17 protein-coding genes are annotated in these 19,526 nt (G+C 71.8%); 10 read left to right on the forward strand and 7 right to left on the reverse strand.

Features of this window, described 5'->3' with window-relative positions:
* Positions 1–44: 44 nt before the first annotated feature.
* A complete protein-coding gene (locus H9I49_RS13035; protein WP_370587560.1) occupies positions 45–299 on the forward strand; it encodes a DUF2530 domain-containing protein in 255 nt (84 codons plus the stop codon).
* Between the two features lie 79 nt (positions 300–378).
* On the opposite strand, the gene H9I49_RS13040 is transcribed toward H9I49_RS13035, so the two are convergent.
* The 3 genes from H9I49_RS13040 to H9I49_RS13050 all read right to left on the reverse strand — a co-directional run bounded on the left by H9I49_RS13040 (position 379) and on the right by H9I49_RS13050 (position 2,732).
* The gene (locus H9I49_RS13040) at positions 379–1,284 is read right to left on the reverse strand and encodes a DUF3027 domain-containing protein (protein ID WP_188030799.1); all 906 of its coding nucleotides are present in this window, start codon (positions 1,282–1,284) and stop codon (positions 379–381) included.
* A gap of 4 nt (positions 1,285–1,288) precedes the next feature.
* Entirely contained in the window at positions 1,289–1,684 is a 396-nt protein-coding gene (locus H9I49_RS13045) for a cold-shock protein (RefSeq protein WP_188030800.1), read from the reverse strand.
* Between the two features lie 109 nt (positions 1,685–1,793).
* Positions 1,794–2,732: an aldose 1-epimerase family protein gene (locus H9I49_RS13050; protein ID WP_188030801.1), complete on the reverse strand. Its 939-nt coding sequence runs from the start codon at positions 2,730–2,732 to the stop codon at positions 1,794–1,796.
* A gap of 92 nt (positions 2,733–2,824) precedes the next feature.
* On the opposite strand from H9I49_RS13050, the gene H9I49_RS13055 reads away from it, so the two are divergent.
* On the forward strand, positions 2,825–5,116 hold the full coding sequence (locus tag H9I49_RS13055; RefSeq protein ID WP_188030802.1) for a helicase-associated domain-containing protein: 2,292 nt from the start codon (positions 2,825–2,827) through the stop codon (positions 5,114–5,116).
* An 11-nt stretch (positions 5,117–5,127) separates the two neighbouring features.
* On the opposite strand, the gene H9I49_RS13060 is transcribed toward H9I49_RS13055, so the two are convergent.
* Positions 5,128–6,060 carry a hydroxymethylglutaryl-CoA lyase gene (locus tag H9I49_RS13060; RefSeq protein WP_188030803.1) on the reverse strand — a complete coding sequence of 311 codons (933 nt, stop codon included), beginning with the start codon at positions 6,058–6,060 and terminating at the stop codon, positions 5,128–5,130.
* A 172-nt stretch (positions 6,061–6,232) separates the two neighbouring features.
* Here H9I49_RS13060 and H9I49_RS13065 point away from each other — a divergent pair, with 172 nt between their 5' ends.
* The 8 genes from H9I49_RS13065 (at position 6,233) to H9I49_RS13100 (ending at position 15,197) form a co-directional block, all read left to right on the forward strand.
* Entirely contained in the window at positions 6,233–7,885 is a 1,653-nt protein-coding gene (locus H9I49_RS13065) for a DNA repair helicase XPB (protein WP_188030804.1), read from the forward strand.
* 91 nt (positions 7,886–7,976) lie between these two features.
* Entirely contained in the window at positions 7,977–8,153 is a 177-nt protein-coding gene (locus H9I49_RS13070; RefSeq protein ID WP_188030805.1) for a hypothetical protein, read from the forward strand.
* Positions 8,154–8,519: 366 nt separating this feature from the next.
* Entirely contained in the window at positions 8,520–9,242 is a 723-nt protein-coding gene (locus tag H9I49_RS13075) for a response regulator transcription factor (RefSeq protein WP_370587561.1), read from the forward strand.
* Positions 9,243–9,246: 4 nt separating this feature from the next.
* A complete protein-coding gene (locus H9I49_RS13080; protein WP_188030807.1) occupies positions 9,247–10,797 on the forward strand; it encodes a HAMP domain-containing sensor histidine kinase in 1,551 nt (516 codons plus the stop codon).
* Positions 10,798–10,865: 68 nt separating this feature from the next.
* Positions 10,866–12,152, forward strand: coding sequence for a S1C family serine protease (locus tag H9I49_RS13085; protein ID WP_188030808.1), 1,287 nt, complete (start codon positions 10,866–10,868; stop codon positions 12,150–12,152).
* Positions 12,153–12,302: 150 nt separating this feature from the next.
* Entirely contained in the window at positions 12,303–13,823 is a 1,521-nt protein-coding gene (locus H9I49_RS13090) for an SDR family NAD(P)-dependent oxidoreductase (protein ID WP_188030809.1), read from the forward strand.
* Positions 13,824–13,959: 136 nt separating this feature from the next.
* Positions 13,960–14,364, forward strand: coding sequence for a VOC family protein (locus tag H9I49_RS13095; RefSeq protein WP_188030810.1), 405 nt, complete (start codon positions 13,960–13,962; stop codon positions 14,362–14,364).
* A gap of 17 nt (positions 14,365–14,381) precedes the next feature.
* Positions 14,382–15,197 (forward strand): DNA polymerase beta superfamily protein, encoded by an 816-nt coding sequence (locus H9I49_RS13100; protein ID WP_370587562.1) that lies wholly within the window; start codon positions 14,382–14,384, stop codon positions 15,195–15,197.
* A gap of 22 nt (positions 15,198–15,219) precedes the next feature.
* Here the strand turns inward: H9I49_RS13100 and H9I49_RS13105 are convergent, their stop codons facing one another.
* The 3 genes from H9I49_RS13105 to htpX are packed head-to-tail and all read right to left on the reverse strand — an operon-like array spanning position 15,220 to position 19,502.
* Positions 15,220–16,062 carry a nucleotidyltransferase domain-containing protein gene (locus tag H9I49_RS13105; protein WP_188030811.1) on the reverse strand — a complete coding sequence of 281 codons (843 nt, stop codon included), beginning with the start codon at positions 16,060–16,062 and terminating at the stop codon, positions 15,220–15,222.
* Positions 16,063–16,067: 5 nt separating this feature from the next.
* Positions 16,068–18,566, reverse strand: coding sequence for an aminopeptidase N (gene pepN / locus H9I49_RS13110; protein WP_188030812.1), 2,499 nt, complete (start codon positions 18,564–18,566; stop codon positions 16,068–16,070).
* A gap of 60 nt (positions 18,567–18,626) precedes the next feature.
* A complete protein-coding gene (gene htpX, locus H9I49_RS13115) occupies positions 18,627–19,502 on the reverse strand; it encodes a zinc metalloprotease HtpX (RefSeq protein WP_188030813.1) in 876 nt (291 codons plus the stop codon).
* Positions 19,503–19,526: the final 24 nt, after the last annotated feature.

Consider the following 19,526-nt stretch of genomic DNA (forward strand, 5'->3'; position numbering starts at 1 on the left):
GGCGCGCCGTTCGGGCCGGGTGCCGAGACCCTAGGCTGTCTGCCGTGACCGACGAGCCCACCCACGACGAGCCGACGACGCCCCAGCAGATCGAGCCGCTCCACGTGCCGATGCTGCGGATCGTCGAGGTCGGAATCGCCCTGTGGGTCGTCGCGCTCGTCATCACGCTCGCCGTGCCCGCACTGCACGAGGGCGGCCGTGACTGGTGGCCGTGGGCCTGCGTCGCCGGCGTCCTGCTGGGCGGCATGGGGTGGGCCTACGTGCGCCGGGGCCGGGGCAACGCGCGCGACGCCGCCTGAGCGCCCTCTCGCGACCCGACGGCCCCAGAACGGACGAACCACCCGGTATGCCGGGGTGGTTCGTCCGAGGTCAGGGCAGTCAGTCGGTGACCGGGTCGTCGGAGCCGTGCTGCTCCTCGTCGGGCGCCTCGACCGACGACGTCTCCTCCGTCGGGAGCTCCTCGACCGGGATCTCCTCGACCGGGGTCTCGTCCTCGCCGGTGGGCTCGGCCGGGGTCGCGTCCTCGGCGGCGCGCTCGGCCGGCTCGAGGTCGACGGCGAACTCGTCGACGATCGGGTCGCCGACCGACGTCGGCTCGGGGTGGTCCATGTCGGTCTCGGAGTGGGCGCCGCAGCCGTGGTCGAGCGAGACGACGCGGCCGTCGGACGGGCTCCACTCGTTGGCGCACACCCCGAACGTCGCGCGCAGGGCGCCGGCCATCGGCAGGAAGTAGCCGCAGGTCGTGCACTGCGCGGTGGCCTTGAGCGCGATCTCGGACGTCGGGCCCGCCTCGCCTTCGTACCACCGGGTCGCGGCGACCTCGCGGCCCTCGGCCGAGAGCACGCGTGGCCGCCCCAGGCCGAGCTCGAAGAACGCCATCTGGTCGACGTCCTCGTCGCCCGTCGCCTCGAAGCCGTACTCGAGGTTCGGGTCGTCGGGACGGTAGGGCAGCACGTCGCCGGCGCCGAGGTCGCCGGGAGCCAGCCGGTCGGCATACGGCAGCCACTCGGGGGCGAGGACGGCGTCGGGGCCCGGCAGGAGGTTCGTCTCGCAGACCGTGGCGACCTTGGCCCGCGACACCCGTGCCACGCTGACGCCCCACCGCCACCCGCGGTACCCCGGCGACGTGCACTCGAACCAGTGCATGCCGAGGCGTTCCTCGAGCAGGTCCATGCCGAGATGGGCGCCGATGGTGCCGGGCTCGGCGACCTCCTCGAGCACGCCGCGCGCGAGATCGGCCGCCGCTAGGAGCACGGCGTCGGTCTTGGTGGGGGTGACGGTCATCCGGTCACTTCTCCAGCTCGTCCGCGAGGCCGCGCAGGGCCCGCGCGACGTTGGAGGTCAGCTTGCGCTCGGGCCGGCGGCCGCCGCGGTAGGCGTTGCCGATGCCGTCGAGCAGCTGGACGACGTCCTCGATGATGACGACGAGGTCCTCCGGCGTCTTGCGCGTCTGGGCGACCTTGTTGGCGGTCACCGACTGGACCGGGTCGAGCACCTTGACCGAGAGCGCCTGGGCACCCTTGCGACCCTCGACGATGCCGAACTCGACGCGCACGCCCTTCTTCAGGGTCGTGACACCCGCCGGGAGGGCGTTCGCGTGCAGGAAGACGTCCGCGCCCGAGTCCTCGGAGATGAATCCGAAGCCCTTGTCCGCGTCGTAGAACCTGACCTTGCCAGTCGGCACAGTCCACCTCGTTGCTCGTCGTCGGTCGCCCGTGTGATGGCACGACCCGATGGCGCTCCTTGCGCTCGGCTCCAGCCTAACGGCTCGGAGCAAACCGGATTTCGGGCCGTCAGGCCGGCGAGATGCCCCAGGTGCCCGTCCACTCCTCGCCCGGGTCCAGCACGACCAGGCCGTCTCCCGAGTTGAAGGCGTCGGCGGGACACGACATCGGCTCGACCGCGATGCCGACCTCACCCTTGCGGTCCTCGGCGATGGCGGTGAAGACCTGCAGCCACGGAAAGGCGGCGTCGGCCCAGAGGCTCGTCGTCCGGTCGGCCGCAGAGACGGTGCAGCGCCACATGCCGTCGTCGTCTCGCACGACGTCGGTGAACGCCGTGTCGAGCCGCGCGTCGCCGACGCGGCGCGCCTCGCGGAAGTCGAGGTCCGTGCCCTCGACCGGATGGGTGGCGTACGGCAGGAGACGCTCGTCGACCTCGAGCCACGACTCGGCCGGGATGCTCAGCTCGACGTCCGGCAGCAGGCTGTCGCCGATGGCGAGGTACGGGTGGGCACCGTAGCCGAAGGGCGCCGACGCGGGTCCGACGTTGCGGGCCGCCGTCGTGACGATGAGTCCGGAGTCGTCGAGGACGTAGGTGGTGCGCAGGTCGAGGAAGTGGTCCCAGCCCGGCTGGGGGTGCAGTCGGTAGCCGACCGTCACCATGTCGTCCTCCAGCTCGACGAGCTCCCACAGGGCCCAGCGCACCAGCCCGTGGCTGGCGTTGCCGCGGGCGACCTCGGTGACCGACAGCTGGTGCTCGGTGCCCTCGAACGTGTAGCGGCCGTCGCGGATGCGGTTGGGCCAGGGCATCAGCTGCTGGCCGCGTCCCGACGCACACGGCTCGTCGGCGTCGTAGCCGGCGACGAGGTCGACCCCGTCACGCGTCAGGGTGCGCAGTCCGCCGCCGACCTCGACGACGGTGGCCTCGAAGGGCCCGTGCTCGATGGTCCACTGCTGGCCGGTGGGGAACGCCGACGACTCGGCAGGTGACGCGGGCGAGAGCGCGCTCATGGGGGCAACGCTAGCGGGCGGCGGCGCCGCGCGAGGCGCAGCCCGCGGCTCTCCGGCGCGGAAGGCCGGCTCCAGGCCAGTAGGTTGGGAGGATGGCCACCCAGAGCCGGAGCCTCGCCGACGACATCCGCGGTCGCAGCGATGCCGAGCTCATCGACCTCGTGCTCGCGCGCCCCGACCTCGCACGCCCGGCTCCGGCCGACCTCACCAGCCTCGCGGCGCGGGCCGGCACCCGTGCGAGCGTGCAGCGAGCCGTCGAGGCACTCGACCGCGGCCACCTGCAGGTGCTCGAGGCGGTCGTCGTCGCGGGTGACGCCGCCGACCGCGACTCGCTGCTCCGGCTGCTGGGCACCGACGACGCACAGACCGTCGACGGGCTCGTGCAGGACCTCTGGCGCTCGGCGCTCGTGTGGCGCGGCGCCGACGGCGACCACGTCGTGCGCACCGTCCCCGAGGTGCTCGGCACCGCGGTTGCCGGCCTGGGGGCGCCGATGCGTGAGCTGCGGCCGTCTGCCCGGCCCGAGGAGGCCGACCCCGCGCACATCGCGGCGACGATCGCGGCGGCTCCCGACGACTCCCGCGCCATGCTCGAGCGCATGACGTGGGGCCCCGCCCTGGGCGTGCTGCCGACCGCGAGCGCCGGGCGCACGACGGCACGCTGGCTCATCGAGCACCACCTCCTCGTCCCGGTCTCGACCGACCGCGTGGCCCTCCCGCGCGAGGTGGGTCTCCTGCTCCGCGACGGCCGGCTGCACCGGACGACCGAGCTGACCCCACCGCCGATCGAGTCGCGGCAGGTGTCGCTGGTCGACGCTGCCGCAGGTGGCGCCGCGAGCGAGTGCCTCACCCATGTCGACGAGCTCGCCGCCATGTGGGGCGCCGAGCCGCCGCGGGTGCTGCGCGCCGGCGGCGTGGCCGTGCGCGACCTGCGCGCCACCCAGACGGCGCTCGACCTCGACCCGGACCACACGGCATTCGTGGTGGAGCTGGCGTATGCCGCCGGGCTCGTCGCCGACGACGGGGAGGTCGTGCCCGTGTGGGCTCCCACGTCGGAGATCGACGACTGGAGCTCGAGGGAGGCCGGCCACCGCTGGGCCACTCTGGCGCTCGCCTGGCTGGGCTCGACGCGCGCACCGCACCTCGTCGGCCGGCGCAGCACCGGCGCGGGTCCGGCCAACGCGCTCGGTCCCGACGTCCAGTGGCCCGCGATCCGCGCCATCCGTCGCGAGGTGCTGCGCGAGCTCGCGTCGCTCGAGCCGGGCGGCGCTCCGGCGCCGGACTCGCTGCGCGAGCGGCTCGCGTGGCGTCGACCCAACCGTGCGGCGTCGCTCCTCGACGAGGCCGTGGACGCGGTCCTGCGCGAGGCCGAGTGGCTCGGTGTCACCGGACGCGCCGCCCTGTCGGGGGCCGGCCGCGCCCTCCTCGGCGCCGGCACGCCCTCGACCCCGGACGAGACCGCCGCTCCGCCGGTCGACCGGGTGGCGGGCGCGATGTCACCGCACCTGCCCTCCCCGGTCGACCACATCCTCGTGCAGGCCGACCTCACGGCAGTCGCCCCCGGGCCGCTCGTCGGTGGCCTGGGGTCGTTCATGCGTCTCGCCGCCGATGTCGAGTCGCGCGGGGGCGCCACCGTCTACCGGTTCACGCCCGAGTCGGTCCGCCGGGCGCTCGACGCAGGATGGACCGCGGCCGACGTGACAGAGACGGTGCGCCGGTCGAGCCGAACCCCGGTGCCGCAGCCCCTCGAGTACCTCGTCTCCGACGTCGCCCGCAAGCACGGGCAGACCCGGATCGGTGGCGCGGCCGCCTACATCCGCTCCGACGACGCGTCGGTGCTCGACACGATGATCGCCTCACGAGACCTCGCGCCGCTGCGTCTGCGCCGTCTCGCGCCGACCGTCCTCGTGTCGTCGGCGGATCCTCGTGTGCTCGTGGACCTCTTGCGGGACAACGGGTTCGCGCCGGTCCACGAGGGGCTCGACGGTGCCGTCGTGCATTCGGAGACGCCACGCCGCCGGGCGGGGTCACGCCGCCGCAGCGCCGGTCCGACGGTGTCGCCGGTCGACCGCGCGCTCACGCAGGCCCTGGTCGACGGACTGCGCGCGGGTGAGGCGACGGCCGACCAGCGCCGAGCGGCCGACGAGGCGCGGCCGGGGCCTCGCATCCAGGCCATGGACCCGATCGTCACCCTCTCGCTGCTTCGCGACGCCGTGGCCGACCGGCACGGGGTCTGGATCGGCTACTCCGACGGCCACGGCGCGACGACGCGCCACCTCATCCACCCGCAGCGGGTCGAGGGTGGCCGGGTGCGTGCCACCGACGAGTCGGGGCACGAGAAGAGCTTCTCGGTCCACCGCATCACCGGTGCCACCCTCGAGAGCTGACCTTTCGACGGTCAGGGACCGGCGAGGGCGCGCACGACGTTCGACGGGCTCGGCCGACCGAGCTGACCCGCCATCCAGACCGACGTCTCGACGAGCGCGTCGAGATCGACGCCGGTCTCGACACCGGCACCGTGCAGCGCCCAGACGAGGTCCTCGGTGGCGAGGTTTCCGGTGGCCGACTTCGCGTAGGGGCAGCCGCCGAGGCCACCCGCCGACGCGTCGACGACGGAGACGCCGTCACGCAGCGCCGCCATCGTGTTGGCGAGCGCCTGGCCGTAGGTGTCGTGGAAGTGCACGGCGACCCGGTCGGTGCCGATGCCACGCGCGCCGAGCGCATCGAGGAGCCGGTGCACGTGGCCGGTCGTGCCCACGCCGATCGTGTCGCCGAGGCTCAGCTCGTGGCAGCCGAGGTCCATGAGCCGCTCCGCGGTGTCGACGACCTGCCCGATCGGTACGGGGCCCTCCCACGGGTCGCCGAAGCACATCGAGACGTAGGCGCGGACCCACATGCCGTCGGCCAGCGCGCGCTTCACGACCGGCTCGAACATGGCGTACTGCTCGGCGACCGACCGGTTGAGGTTCTTCTGGGCGAAGGTCTCGGTGGCCGACCCGAAGATCGCGATGGCCTGCAGGCCGAGCTCCTCGGCGCGGTCGAGGCCGCGCTCGTTGGGCACGAGAGCGGGCCGGCGCCGGCCGCGACCGGACTCGCCGAGGGCGCCGAGCACCTCCTCGGCGTCGCCCATCTGCGGCACCCATCTCGCCGGCACGAACGAGGTCGTCTCGATGGTGCCGAGCCCCGCCGCCTCGAGCCGACGGACGAACTCGACCTTCGTCGCGGCCGGCACCACGGTCTTCTCGTTCTGGAGACCGTCGCGGGGACCGACCTCGTAGATGGTCACCTTCGGGGGCAGCCCCGTCGCCGCCTCGACCTGTGGGGATCGCATTCGCCCATACTGTCAGGCGTGACGTCGCGCCCCTCATGCCCCGCAACACACCGGGCAACCCGCAAGACACCGGCGCCGGGAGCCGGTGGGTCGCCGACTGCCCGGTGTGTCGCGGTCGGGGCGCTCGCGGCGGGCGGGAACACGTGCGGCGCCCACGGGGTTGGACGAGTCGATGAATGACGGACCCCTGATCGTCCAGAGCGACAAGACCCTCCTGCTCGAGGTCGAGCACCCGCGCGCCGAGCAGGCCCGTCGGGCGATCGCACCCTTCGCCGAGCTCGAGCGCGCACCGGAGCACGTCCACACCTACCGGATCACCCCCCTCGGCCTGTGGAACGCGCGCGCCGCGGGTCACGACGCAGAGCAGGTCGTCGACGCCCTCATGACATTCAGCCGGTATGCCGTCCCGCACGCGCTGCTCGTCGACGTGGCCGACACGATGGACCGGTACGGCCGCCTCACCCTCGAGAAGGAGGGCTTCGCGGACTCGCCCGAGGGCACCCGGCTCGTGCTGCGTACGACGGACCGCCCCGTGCTCGAGGAGGTCCTGCGGCACAAGAAGATCAAGCCGTTGACCGGCGAACGCCTCGACGACCTGGCCGTCGCCGTCCACCCGAGCGAGCGCGGCACGCTCAAGCAGGAGCTGCTCAAGGTGGGCTGGCCCGCCGAGGACCTCGCGGGCTACGTCGACGGCGAGGCCCACCCGATCGGCCTGCAGCAGGACGGCTGGCACCTGCGGCCCTACCAGCAGCACGCCGTTGACGGCTTCTGGCACGGCGGCTCCGGCGTCGTCGTGCTCCCCTGCGGCGCGGGCAAGACGCTCGTCGGCGCGGGCGCGATGGCAGCCGCCCAGGCGACGACCCTCATCCTCGTCACCAACACGGTCAGTGCGCGGCAGTGGAAGGACGAGCTGCTGCGCCGCACCACGCTCACCGAGGACGAGATCGGCGAGTACTCCGGCGCGCGCAAGGAGATCCGGCCCGTCACCATCGCGACCTACCAGGTCCTGACGACGAAGCGGAAGGGCGCGTACGCGCACCTGGACCTGCTCGACGCCCGTGACTGGGGCCTCATCGTCTACGACGAGGTTCACCTGCTGCCCGCGCCGATCTTCCGGATGACGGCCGACCTCCAGGCCCGCCGCCGGCTCGGCCTCACCGCGACCCTCGTGCGCGAGGACGGCCGCGAGGCCGACGTCTTCAGCCTTATCGGCCCCAAGCGCTTCGACGCGCCGTGGAAGGACATCGAGGCCCAGGGCTACATCGCGCCCGCCGACTGTGTCGAGGTGCGGGTCAGCCTCCCCGACGGCCAACGCATGGCGTATGCCGTGAGCGAGCCGGACGAGCGCTACCGCCTCGCGTCGTGCTCCGATGCGAAGCTGCCCGTGATCGAGAAGCTCGCCGCACGGCATACGGGGGAGCCGACGCTGGTGATCGGTCAGTACCTCGACCAGCTCCACGAGGTGGCCGAGCTGCTCGGCTCGGACGTCATCACCGGCGAGACGACGGTCAAGGAGCGCCAACGACTCTACGACGCGTTCCGCACCGGCGAGATCAGCACGCTCGTCGTCAGCAAGGTCGCCAACTTCTCCATCGACCTGCCGGAGGCGAGCGTCGCCATCCAGATCAGCGGCACGTTCGGGTCGCGTCAGGAGGAGGCGCAGCGGCTCGGCCGGGTGCTGCGGCCCAAGGGAGACGGGCGCACGGCGCACTTCTACACGATCGTCAGCCGCGACACGGTCGACGCGGACTTCGCAGCACACCGGCAACGCTTCCTCGCGGAGCAGGGTTACGCGTACCGGATCGTCGACGCCGACGACCTCTAGGGACCACGCGCCCCCAGCCTGTGGCTGGCATCACCTGTCTCAATCCGCGACTGATGAGGCAAGGCAAGCCTTACCTATCTACGCTTTACCTGTGGGCAAGCTCAAGGCCAAGGACGTGGCGAAGCTCAAGCCGAAGTCCAAGTGCTGCAAGAAGAACCCGCGGTGCCAGAAGTGCGCCGTGGTGATCCACCGACTGTGCAAGCAGGACTGCGCGTCGATGTGCAAGAAGGACTTCAAGAAGGCCCTCGAGAAGGCGCGCAAGCGCTGACCCTCACACCCAGGGCGGGTGCGACGGAGGACCGGCTCGACGAAGGGCCCTGCCCGGGTGGGGCAGGGCCCTTCGCGGCTCCGTCGCGCCACAGGGTCGGCGACGGAGCCGGAGGACGCACGACCGGGTGACCCGCGGCCGGCGCGACGGTGGGCAGTCGTCCTCGTCGTCGCCGGGTCCGCCCCGATCGCGGTGACCAGCGTCGTTGGGCGGCCCCGTCGCCGCCCGTGGTCGTCGTCCTCGTCCTCGCCCCGATCACCTCCAGTGTGCCCCTTTTGTCCGTTTTGCGACAGCCTTCGGAGTTCTTGGCGCCAAGTCCGAGCGGACTCCCAGCCAACTCCCAGCCAGCGCGCCGACACTGTGATGGTGGACACCCAGACCGCCGCGACTCCCGAGGCCCGCCTGCTCGTCGTCGAGGACGAGCCGAACATCCGCGAGCTGCTCGCGACGTCCCTGCGCTTCGCCGGATTCGAGGTCGAGACCGCCGGCGACGGCACGACAGCCCTGGCCATGGCAGAGGAGTCCGACCCCGACCTCGTCGTCCTCGACGTGATGCTCCCCGACGTCGACGGGTTCGAGGTCACGCGCCGTCTGCGAGACCGCGGGCGCCAGCAGCCGATCGTCTTCGTCACCGCCCGCGACGCGACGGGCGACAAGATCCAGGGCCTCACGGTCGGCGGCGACGACTACGTGACGAAGCCCTTCAGCCTCGAGGAGGTCATCGCGCGCATCCGGGCCGTGCTGCGCCGCACCCGGGGCCAGGTCGACGACGGCGCGACGCTGCGCTTCCACGACCTCGAGCTCAACGAGGACTCCCACGAGGTGCGCCGCGGAGGGCGCATCATCGACCTGTCCCCCACGGAGTTCAAGCTGCTGCGCTACCTGCTGCTCAACCCCAACCGGGTCCTGTCCAAGCTGCAGATCCTCGACCACGTCTGGGACTACGACTTCCGGGGCGAGTCCGGCATCGTCGAGTCCTACATCTCCTACCTGCGACGCAAGATCGACGCAGACGGGCCCTCGCTCATCCACACCAAGCGCGGTGTGGGTTACGTTCTGCGGGTGCCCCCAGATCTGACCACGTCCTGACCGGATGGCTGACCTGACCGCCTCGGCGGCCGGCGCTCCGGGGACCAACCGAACCGCCCGCACGCGATCCCTCACGCGGCGGCTGCGCACGACGCCGCTGCGCTGGCGCCTTCTCGCCGTGACGTTGGGGCTCATCGCCGTCGCCCTCGCGGCCACCTCGCTCGTGGTGAGCGCGCTCCTTCGGGTCTACCTCGTCAACCAGACGGAGCAGGAGCTCGACGTCTATGCGTCGAGCCTCGCCGCAGTCCAGCTCTCGGAGCTCCAGCGGGCCGGCTCGAGCCTGCCGACCAACTTCACGGCGCGAATCATCGACCTGACGACGGGCAGGGTCGAGTCGCTCGGCGACGCCGCCTTCGAGGCTGACCGCGCCGCGATCCCGAATCTGCCGCTGTCGGACCCGCGGGTCACGAACCACACCACGTTCGACGTCTCCTCCCAGGGCGGTGAGGGACAGTGGCTGGCGCTCGCCCGGCTCAACGACGAGGGCAGTGCCATCGTCGTCGTCGCGCTGCCGCTGCGACCGCTCGAGGCCACGGTCACCCAGTTCCTCCTCTACGCCGCGCTCATCGGCGCGATCGCCATCGTCGTCAGTGGGGCCCTCGGCTGGTATCTCGTGCGCCGCACCTTCCGGCCGCTGACCCGCATCGAGGACACCGCGGCGAAGATCGCCGTCGGCGACCTGACCCAGCGCGTGGACGTGCCCGACACCGACGACGAGGTCGCCTCGCTCTCTCGCTCGCTCAACTCCATGCTGGCCCGCATCGAGCAGAGCTTCGCGGTGCGCGAGGCCAACGAGGCCAAGATGCGCCGCTTCATCGCGGACGCCTCGCACGAGCTGCGCACCCCCCTCGCGGCCGTCGGCGGCTACGCCGAGCTCTACCGCCAGGGCGCCCTCCCGACGGCCGACGCGGTGACCGGCGCCATGGGGCGCATCGAGTCGGAGGCGCACCGGATGAGCGGCCTCGTCGAGGACCTGCTCACCCTCGCCCGCCTCGACGGCGAACGACCGCTCGAGCTGCAGACCGTCGACCTCGCCGTGCTCGCCGCCGACGCCGCGCAGGACGCTCGCACCATCGCGCCCGGGCGCCACATCGTCACGACCGGCATCAACGGGCCCATCGAACCGACCGAGCTGCAGGCCGACGAGCGGCAGCTGCGCCAGGTCGTCACCAACCTCGTGACCAACGCGCGCGTCCACACGCCCGACGGAACCTCGATCGAGATCCTCGTCGGCCGAGGGGACCAGGACCACGTGGCGTTGCACGTGTGCGACCACGGGCACGGCATACCGAAGGAAGACCGCCTCGAGGTCTTCGAGCGCTTCTACCGCGCCGACTGGTCGCGCAGCCGCGGCAAGGGCGGCGGCAACGGCTTGGGACTCGCCATCGTCCACGCCATCGTCGGCGCGCATGGCGGCCGCGTACGCGTCGAGGAGACCGCGGGCGGCGGCGCGACGGTTGTCGTCGAGCTGCCGGTGCAGCCGCCGCTCCGTGGCTCGGAAGGCTCCGGCGGAGCTCGTCCAGGCACCTCGCGGCAAGGCACAGCGGATTCTTAGGAACGCCACAACGGAGTCCCAAGCTGGGTCGGTGTCATGGAGTCAACAGCCCAGATCGAGGAGGAGCCATGACCCTGGCACCCGAGGACCACACCCAGCAGATCCCGCAGGGCGGCTACTACGGCCAGTCCGCTCCACCTGCTCCGCCGGCACCGCCGACGCCTCCGCTCGGTGAGGGCAGCCGCCCCGAGCCGAAGCGCGACCGTCGCTTCGGGCAGACCGTCGGCACCGCCCTCCTCGCCGCGGTCCTCGCGAGCGGAGGCACGTATGCCGCCACGCAGCTCGGCGGGCCGAGCGCCGCCACGTCGACGACACCCGCCGCGACGGCGACGACGAACCCGAACCAGAACAGCTCCCCGACGGTCGTGCAGGGCAACGCGTCCAGCCCCGACTGGTCCGCCGTGGCCGCGGCGGTCGCTCCGAGCGTCGTCAGCATCGACGTCACGACGCAGCAGGGTTCGGGTGCCGGCTCCGGCGTCATCTTCGACCGCAACGGGCACGTCCTGACCAACAACCACGTCGTCGAGGGCGCAGGGGGCAACGGGTCGATCACCGTGACGCTGAGCGACGGGCGCACGTACGACGCGACCGTCGTCGGCACCGACCCGTCGACCGACCTCGCCGTCATCAAGCTCGCGAACGCGCCGAGCGACCTGACGCCGATCAGCCTCGGCGACTCCGAGGCGCTCAAGGTCGGCGACCCGGTCATGGCGGTCGGAAACCCGCTCGGGCTCTCGGGCACCGTCACCACCGGCATCATCTCTGCGCTCAACCGCCCCGTCAGCACCGGCACGTCCAACGAGTCGCCGTTCGGCCAGCAGCAGCAGTCCGGCGACGAGGTCGTCACCAACGCGATCCAGACGTCAGCCGCGATCAACCCCGGCAACTCGGGCGGCGCCCTCGTCAACAACAAGGGCGAGCTCATCGGCATCAACAGCTCGATCGCCTCGCTCGGCCAGGGGGCAGGCAGCCAGAGCGGCAACATCGGCATCGGCTTCGCCATCCCGGTCAAGGAAGCCAGGTCGATCGCCGATCAGCTGATCAAGAGCGGCAAGGCAGAGCACGCGTTCCTCGGGGTCAGCACCCGCGACACGGTCGTCACCGACGGCAGCGCCAAGCGCGCCGGGGCGCAGGTCGCCTCGGTGAGCAGCGGCACCCCGGCGGCGAACGCCGGTCTCAGGAACGGCGACGTCATCATCGCCGTCGACGGCCAGCGGGTCGACTCGGCCACCGCGCTCGTCGCCCAGATCCGCGAGATGAAGGCAGGCGACAAGACCACCTTGACGATCATCCGCAGCGGCTCGCGCCAGGACGTTTCCGTGACGCTCGCCGTCAAGCCGGACAGCGCGAGCTGACCGGTCCCCGATCCTCGCGCCGGGGTCACGGGAGGGTGTGCACCGCCCCCACGTGACCCCGGGCGAGGCCACATCCTGACCGCGTGCCCACGTGGGAACGACTCCGGCGACGATTGGGGACCTGCGGCCGACCCCGCGTACCCTTGCGCGGTGAGCCTGACCGAGAACGAGCTGGACCCCGACGCCGTCGTGCGCCTCGACCCCGAGGACGTCGCGACCGCCGTTCGCGTACTGGCACTCGCGCCCTCGCTCGACCTCGACGACCCCGACTTCGAGACCCTGAAGCGTGCCGCGTCGCTGATGTACAAGCGGCTCAAGAAGGACCGTCGCAACGCGAAGACGTGGGCCGAGCGCAAGGCGGACCGGCAGGTCATCGAGTCGACGGCGACCGGATCGCCGATGCGCATCGACGACGAGACCAAGGGAATCCCTTTGGTCTCCAATGCTGCCGGCGCTTTCGCCGGCGAGCTCATCAACCCGCGCGGCTGCTACATCTGCAAGACCGACTACACGCTGGTCGACGCCTTCTACCACTGGCTCTGCCCGGACTGCGCCGCCCGGTCGCACGCCAAGCGCGATCAGCGCACCGACCTCACCGGCAGGCGCGCCCTGCTCACCGGCGGTCGCGCCAAGATCGGGATGTACATCGCCCTGCGACTGCTGCGCGACGGGGCGCACACGACGATCACGACGCGCTTCCCGAAGGACGCGATGCGCCGCTTCGCGTCGATGGAGGACTCCGCCGACTGGATCCACCGGCTCAAGGTCGTCGGCATCGACCTGCGCGACCCGACCCAGGTCGTCGCCCTCGCCGACGAGGTGTCGGCGGCCGGCCCGCTCGACATCCTCATCAACAACGCCGCGCAGACCGTGCGCCGCTCCCCCGGCGCCTACAGCAACCTCGTCGAGCTCGAGTCGGCCCCGCTGCCCGACGGCCTCACGCTGCCCGAGATGGTGACCTTCGACCGGATCAGCGAGGCACACCCGGCCTCGATCGCCGGCGCGCTCGAGCGGCACGCGATCGTCCACCACGACGGCGAGTCGGTCGAGCACGCCATCGCCGCGCAGACCGCCGCCTCGATGACGGCCCTCGCGCTCACGGCCGGCCACGCCAGTCTCGAGGCGCACCGGGACGGCACTGCCGTCGACGCCGGCGGCCTGCTGCCCGACCTCCAGCGCACCAACTCGTGGACCCAGAAGGTCGAGGAGGTCGACCCCCTCGAGATGCTCGAGGTGCAGCTGTGCAACTCGACTGCGCCGTTCATCCTCGTCTCGAGGCTGCGCCCGGCGATGCGAGCGGCGGTCGCGGCCGGCGCCCGACGGGCGTACGTCGTCAACGTGTCCGCCATGGAGGGCCAGTTCTCACGGCGCTACAAGGGCGCCGGCCACCCGCACACGAACATGGCAAAGGCCGCCCTCAACATGCTGACCCGCACGAGCGCCGGCGAGATGTTCGAGACCGACCGCATCCTCATGACGGCTGTCGACACGGGTTGGATCACCGACGAGCGACCGCATGACGAGAAGCTGCGGATCGCCGCCGAGGGCTGGCACGCGCCCCTGGACCTCGTGGACGGCGCGGCCCGCGTCTACGACCCGATCGTCCTCGGCGAGGCCGGCGAGGACCTCTACGGCTGCTTCGTCAAGGACTACGAGCCCAGCCAATGGTGACCGGCCACCTCCGGGGTGGCATGCCTGGCGCTGTGCACTGAGTCATCGTGTGACTCACCAGGCGACTCGACGCACAGGCGCCGGCACTCCCCGTGTCGTATGCCGTGTGCCGCGGTTCCGGCGTAGCGTCCGGGTCATGATCACCGCAGTTCACAACCTCGTCTACTCCGACGACGCAGCAGCGACACGCGCGTTCTTCCGCGACGTCCTCCAGTGGCCCTACGTCAGCGATGCCGGCTCGACCGACGACGACGCTGCAGGTGCGGACGCGTGGCTCATATTCGGGACGGGCCCGAGCGAGGTGGGCGTCCACCCGACGCGCGGTCCCGAGGGCTCGTCCTGGAGTGCTCCGCGCCACCACGCGATGTCGCTCATGTGCGACGACCTGCAGGCCACGATGGACGAGCTGGCCTCGCGCGGGGGGCGCTTCACGACCGAACCGGCCGACCACGGGTACGGTCTCGTCGTGATGATGGCTATCCCCGGTGCGGACGACATCCAGCTCTACGAGCCGCGCCACACCACCGCCTACGACCGCTGACCAGAAGGGACGGGAACGTGCGCCAGCTCGCCCCCGACATGGACCCGGAGGTCGTGGCGCAGATCGACGCGCGACTCGCGCGTGCCCGCGACGAGCACGCGGTCCGCATCCCGTGGGCGATCGAGAGCGGCAGCCGCGCCTGGGGGTTTCCCTCTCCCGACAGCGACTACGACTGCCGGTTCTTCTTCGTCCGGTCCCGCGACGCCTACCTCGACCCGTGGCCGCCACGAGACGTCATCGAGACGCCGCTCGACGCCGTGTTGGACGTCAACGGCTGGGACCTGGTGAAGGCGGTCCGCCTCGCGGAGAACGGCAACGCGACGGTCGGCGAGTGGCTGCGTTCGCCGTTGGTCTACGACGGCGACGTGGCCTTCCGCGACGCCCTCCTCGACGCCTGCGACGCCCTCGTCGACCTCCACCGCGTGGGACGGCACTACCTCCATGTCGGGGAGGGGCAGTGGCAGCGCAGCGGAGCCGGTCGCGGGCACGACGTCGTGCTCAAGCGGGTCTTCTACGCGCTACGCCCAGCCGCGGCCCTGCACTGGATGAGGGTGCACGGGTCTGCGACCCCGCCCATGAACCTCACCGAGCTGTTCCAGCAGGCGCCACCACCCCACGCGCTGCGCGAGGCCGTCGACCGGATGGTCGAGGCGAAGGCCGTGACCCGGGAGCTCGGGACCGGCAGCGTGGACCCCGTCGTCGTCCGATGGGTCGAGGAGCAGCTGGCTGACGCACGCGACCGCTACGACGGCGACTCCGCGCCAGCCGGCTCGCGGCGGCGCCGTGCCGCGGCTGTCTTCCGTGAGCTCGTCGACGCCTGGGCGCCAGTCTGACGTCCCGAGCCGGCGATCTAGATCACCCGGGACGTGGCGTCCGTCGCTGCGGAGCGGTCGTCATGGCGACGCCGTCGGCGATGACCTCGCCCATGAAGGCGATGAGGTCACGACGGCGCCGGTCGGGGTCGGCGGCATACGTCGACGGGTCGTCGGGACGCTCGCGCACCCGCAGGGCCTCCTCGACGACCTCACGGTGGTGCGCGTACGCGTCGAGGGCCCAGCGGCCGGCGCCGGACTTCGACGTCGGCGTGCCGGTGAGGAGCAGGTGGACGAGGCGCGGCGCCCCGAGCGCGCCCCATTCGGCAGCCTGCGGCAGGGACGCCTCGCGCGGGTGGTGGTGCATCGCCTCGAGCTGTGAGCGCCAGTAGGTGTCGAGGTTCTCGCGCGTCGAGGCGTGGAGCGCAGCGTCGTCGCTCCAGATCACCAGGTCACGAAGAGCCTTGCCCCGCACCGTGATCCCGTGGTCGCGAAGCTCCCGCCACGTGATGTGCTTGACGTCGCAGTGCGTGCCCACGTCGAACCACTGGTGCAGCACGCCCGGCACGTCCGGCACGACGTCGGGGCTGCCCGCGAGGTCGTCCGCGACGACGTAGAAGCCGTCGTATGCCGGCTCGGGCCGGCGCTTGTCCAGCTCGGCGTGCACCTGCCGGAGCACGTCGACCTCGCCGTCGTCGGGGCGCCGGCTGGTGACCGCGACGAAGTCGATGTCGCTTCCGCCGTGGAACTCGCCGTCGAAGCCCACCGAGCCGTGCAGGTACAGCCCCTCGAGCAGACCCGGGAGGCGTTCGTCGAGCAGGGCGGCGTGCGCGTCGCACACGGTGCGCACCACCTCGGGCAGGTCTTCCCGGCTCGGGGTGGCCACGCGCGTCACACCGCCGCGCCGAACGTCGCGCGCGACGCGAGGGCCTCACGCAGCTCCGCGTCGGCATCAACCAGTGAGCGGTGCACGGCGGGCGTGAGGTCGTCACGAGCGATGGCCGCGGCGCTGAGGCGAGCCGTCTCGTCGGTGAAGACCCGCGGGAACGCGACGAGCACGACCCGGGACAGGGCGTCCTCGCCCACCCAGTCCGACATGGCGGGCACGTCGGTGAAGTAGCGCGGCACGTAGTCGACGACGAGGTCGTCGTCGGGCGCCGTCCAGAAACCCCGCGCGAGATGGACCATCTCGTAGTTGGAGCGCCCCTTCTGCCCTGTCAGCTCGGTCCACGCCCACGCCTTGACGTCCGCGTCGGGCAGGCACGCCCGGCACATGAGCGCGTTGAGGCTGCCCTGCAGCGTGTCGTCCTTGGCGTGGAAGGCGTCGATCTCGGGCATCCCGATGAGCCCACGTGAAGCGAGGTTGCGCACGACGATCCAGCGGAAGTCGCCGTCGTCCTCGAGTCCCGCCGGCAGGCCCTCGCCATCGGCCCAGGCACGCAGCAGGGTCGCGTCGGCGCTCGTGCCGGCGACGAGGCGGGCGGCCGCGAGCGACTCGGTCGTGCCTGGCGTCGACCGCTCGAGCAGCCCGGTGCCGGCGACGCTGAGCCGGGCGAGTGCCGCGTCCTGCGCCCCCCGCGGTACGAACCACGGCACGATCCGGTGCTCGGCGTACGCGGAGATCCGGGTCAGGATCGACGAGCTCGTCTCGACGGGCCAGGCCGCGTCGAAGACCTCGAGGAAGGCGCCGGGTGAGACGGTGGCGCCGTGCACGCCGTCGATGAGTGCCGACCACACGACGGCGCGCGCCTGGTCGTCGGGGACCTGCGCGAGCTGGGTCGGCAGCGCCGCCACGGTGGAGTCGGACAGACGTACGCGAGCCCAGGTCAGGTCGGACGCGTTGGGCAGCAGGAGCGCCGGCTCGGGCGTGCCCTCCAGCTCGGCGAGCCTCGTCTCGGGGCCGGTGATGGTCGTCGTGACCCGGCCCAGCTCGCGACCGTCGGTCCAGCCAGCGACGTCGAACGCGTGCGGCCGGTCTGCGGGCCGGTCGGCGGGCGACTCGCGCCGCGCGACCGCCGACTCGATGACGCCGCCCTGCTCCTCGACGTCGACCGAGATCGTGTCACGGTCGGCCGTGAGCAGCCAGGCGCGCGACCACGTCTCGAGATCCTTGCCGCTCGCGGCCTCGATGGCGGCGAGGAAGTCGGCGAGCGTCCCGTTGCCGTAGGACTTGTCGGTCAGGTAGGCGCGCACACCTCCGATGAAGGGTTCGTCACCGACGTACGCGATGAGCTGGCGCAGCGTGGCCGCACCCTTCGCGTAGGAGATGCCGTCGAAGTTCTGCAGGGCGCTCTGGGCGTCGAGCGCCTCGACGCCGGCGACCGGGTGGGTCGAGGGCGAGCGCTCGGCACCGTAGCCCCACACCTTGCGGACGATCGAGGAGTCGACCCAGGCGTCGGTGTAGTCGGTCGCGTCGACGAGGCAGCGGTGCGACATGTACTCGGCGAAAGACTCGTTGAGCCACAGGTCGTCCCACCACTTCATCGTCACGATGTCGCCGAACCACATGTGCGACATCTCGTGCGAGACGGTGTTGGCGCGGCCGAGGAGCTCGTCACGGGTGGCCGCACCGCGGAAGAGGTACTGGTCGCGGAAGGTCACGCAGCCGGGGTTCTCCATCGCGCCGGCGTTGAACTCGGGCACGAAGACCTGGTGGTACTCGCCGAACGGGTAGCGGATGTCGAACAGCCCGTGGAAGTAGTCGAACGACCGCTTCGTCACGTCGAAGAGCTCGGACGCGTGCCGCTCGAGCGGCTCACGCAGCGACGCCCGCGCGTGGAGGCCCAGGGGTATGCCGTCGTGCTCGTCGCGCACGGAGACGTAGGGTCCGGCGCACACCGTCATGAAGTACGTCGCGAGCGGCCTCGTCGTGGCGAGGCTCCACCGGCCGGGTCCGTTCTGCGTCGCGGCGCCGTTGCCGAGCACGACCCAGTCGATCGGCGCCCGGACCGTGACGTCGTAGGGCGCCTTGAGGTCGGGCTGGTCGAAGCAGGCGTAGACGCTGGGCGCGGCGTCGAGGAACAGGTGGCCGTAGACGTAGTCGCGGTCGTCGGCGGGGTCGGTGGCGCGGTGCAGGCCCTGGCCGTCGTGGCTGTAGGCCATGGTGGCGGCGACGACGAGCTCGTTGTCGGCGCGCAGGCCGGTGAGCGGCAGGCGCCCGTCGACGACGTCGGCCGGGTCCAGCGGCTCGCCGTTGAGCGAGGCCGCCTCGACGGAGCGCGCCTTGAGGTCGACCCACGATCCGGCGCCGGGCTCGGCGCACGTGAAGCGGACGGTCGTGTGCGAGCCGAAGACCTCGGCGCCTTGGTCGAGGTCGAGCTCGACGGCATACGACATGACGGTGATCAGCGAGGATCGCTCGCGGGCTTCGACCAGGGTGAGACTGCGCATGGAGCGAGCCTGCCAGATCGGCAGGCCCGCCGTCGCCGGGGCTGCCCGGCGCCGTGACCCTCAGGACCGGTGGGGGCCCCCCGCGAGGTTCTCGAGGCGCGCGATGCGCTGGTCCATCGGCGGGTGGGTCGACAGGAAACGCGTGACGTCCTGCGCCCGGAAGGGGTTGGCGATCATCATGTGGCTTGCGTTGACGATGTCCTGCTGCGGGGCGAGTGGCGCCCGTGCGACCCCTGACTCGAGCTTGCGCAGCGCGGAGGCGAGGGCCAGCGGGTCGCCGGTGAGCCTCGCGCCGTCCTCGTCGGCGTCGTACTCGCGGGTGCGGCTGATGGCCATCTGGATCATCACGGCGGCCATCGGCGCGAGCAGGCTCATCGCGAGCAGCGCGATCGGGTTCGGGCGGTCCTCGTCAGAGCTCCCGCCGCCGAACATGCTCGTGAACATCAGCATCTGGCCGATCGAGGTGATGACGCCGGCGATGGCGGCCGCGACCGAGCTGGTGAGGATGTCGCGGTTGTAGACGTGCATGAGCTCATGGCCGAGCACGCCGCGCAGCTCGCGCTCGTCGAGCAGGCCGAGGATGCCCTCGGTGCAGCAGACGGCGGCGTTCTGCGGGTTGCGGCCGGTCGCGAACGCGTTGGGGGCCTGGGTGGGCGAGATGTAGAGGCGCGGCATCGGCTTGCCCGCGGCGGTCGAGAGCTCACGGACGATGCGGTACATCGCCGGCGCCTGGGCCTCCGACACCGGGTAGGCGTGCATGGCACGGATCGCGAGCTTGTCGCTGTTCCAGTAGCCGTAGAAGGTCGTCGCGACGCCGATGAGCGCGAAGACCCAGATGAACCGCCCACCGCCGACGAGCGCGCCGATGCCGAGCAGGAGGGCCCAGATGCCGCCGAAGAGGGCGGCTGTCTTGAGCCCGTTGAAGTGGTTGTGCATGTCGGGTGAACGAGCAGGTGCGGG

This window comes from Terrabacter sp. MAHUQ-38 (genome assembly GCF_014518425.1).
Classification (GTDB): Bacteria; Actinomycetota; Actinomycetes; order Actinomycetales; family Dermatophilaceae; genus Terrabacter.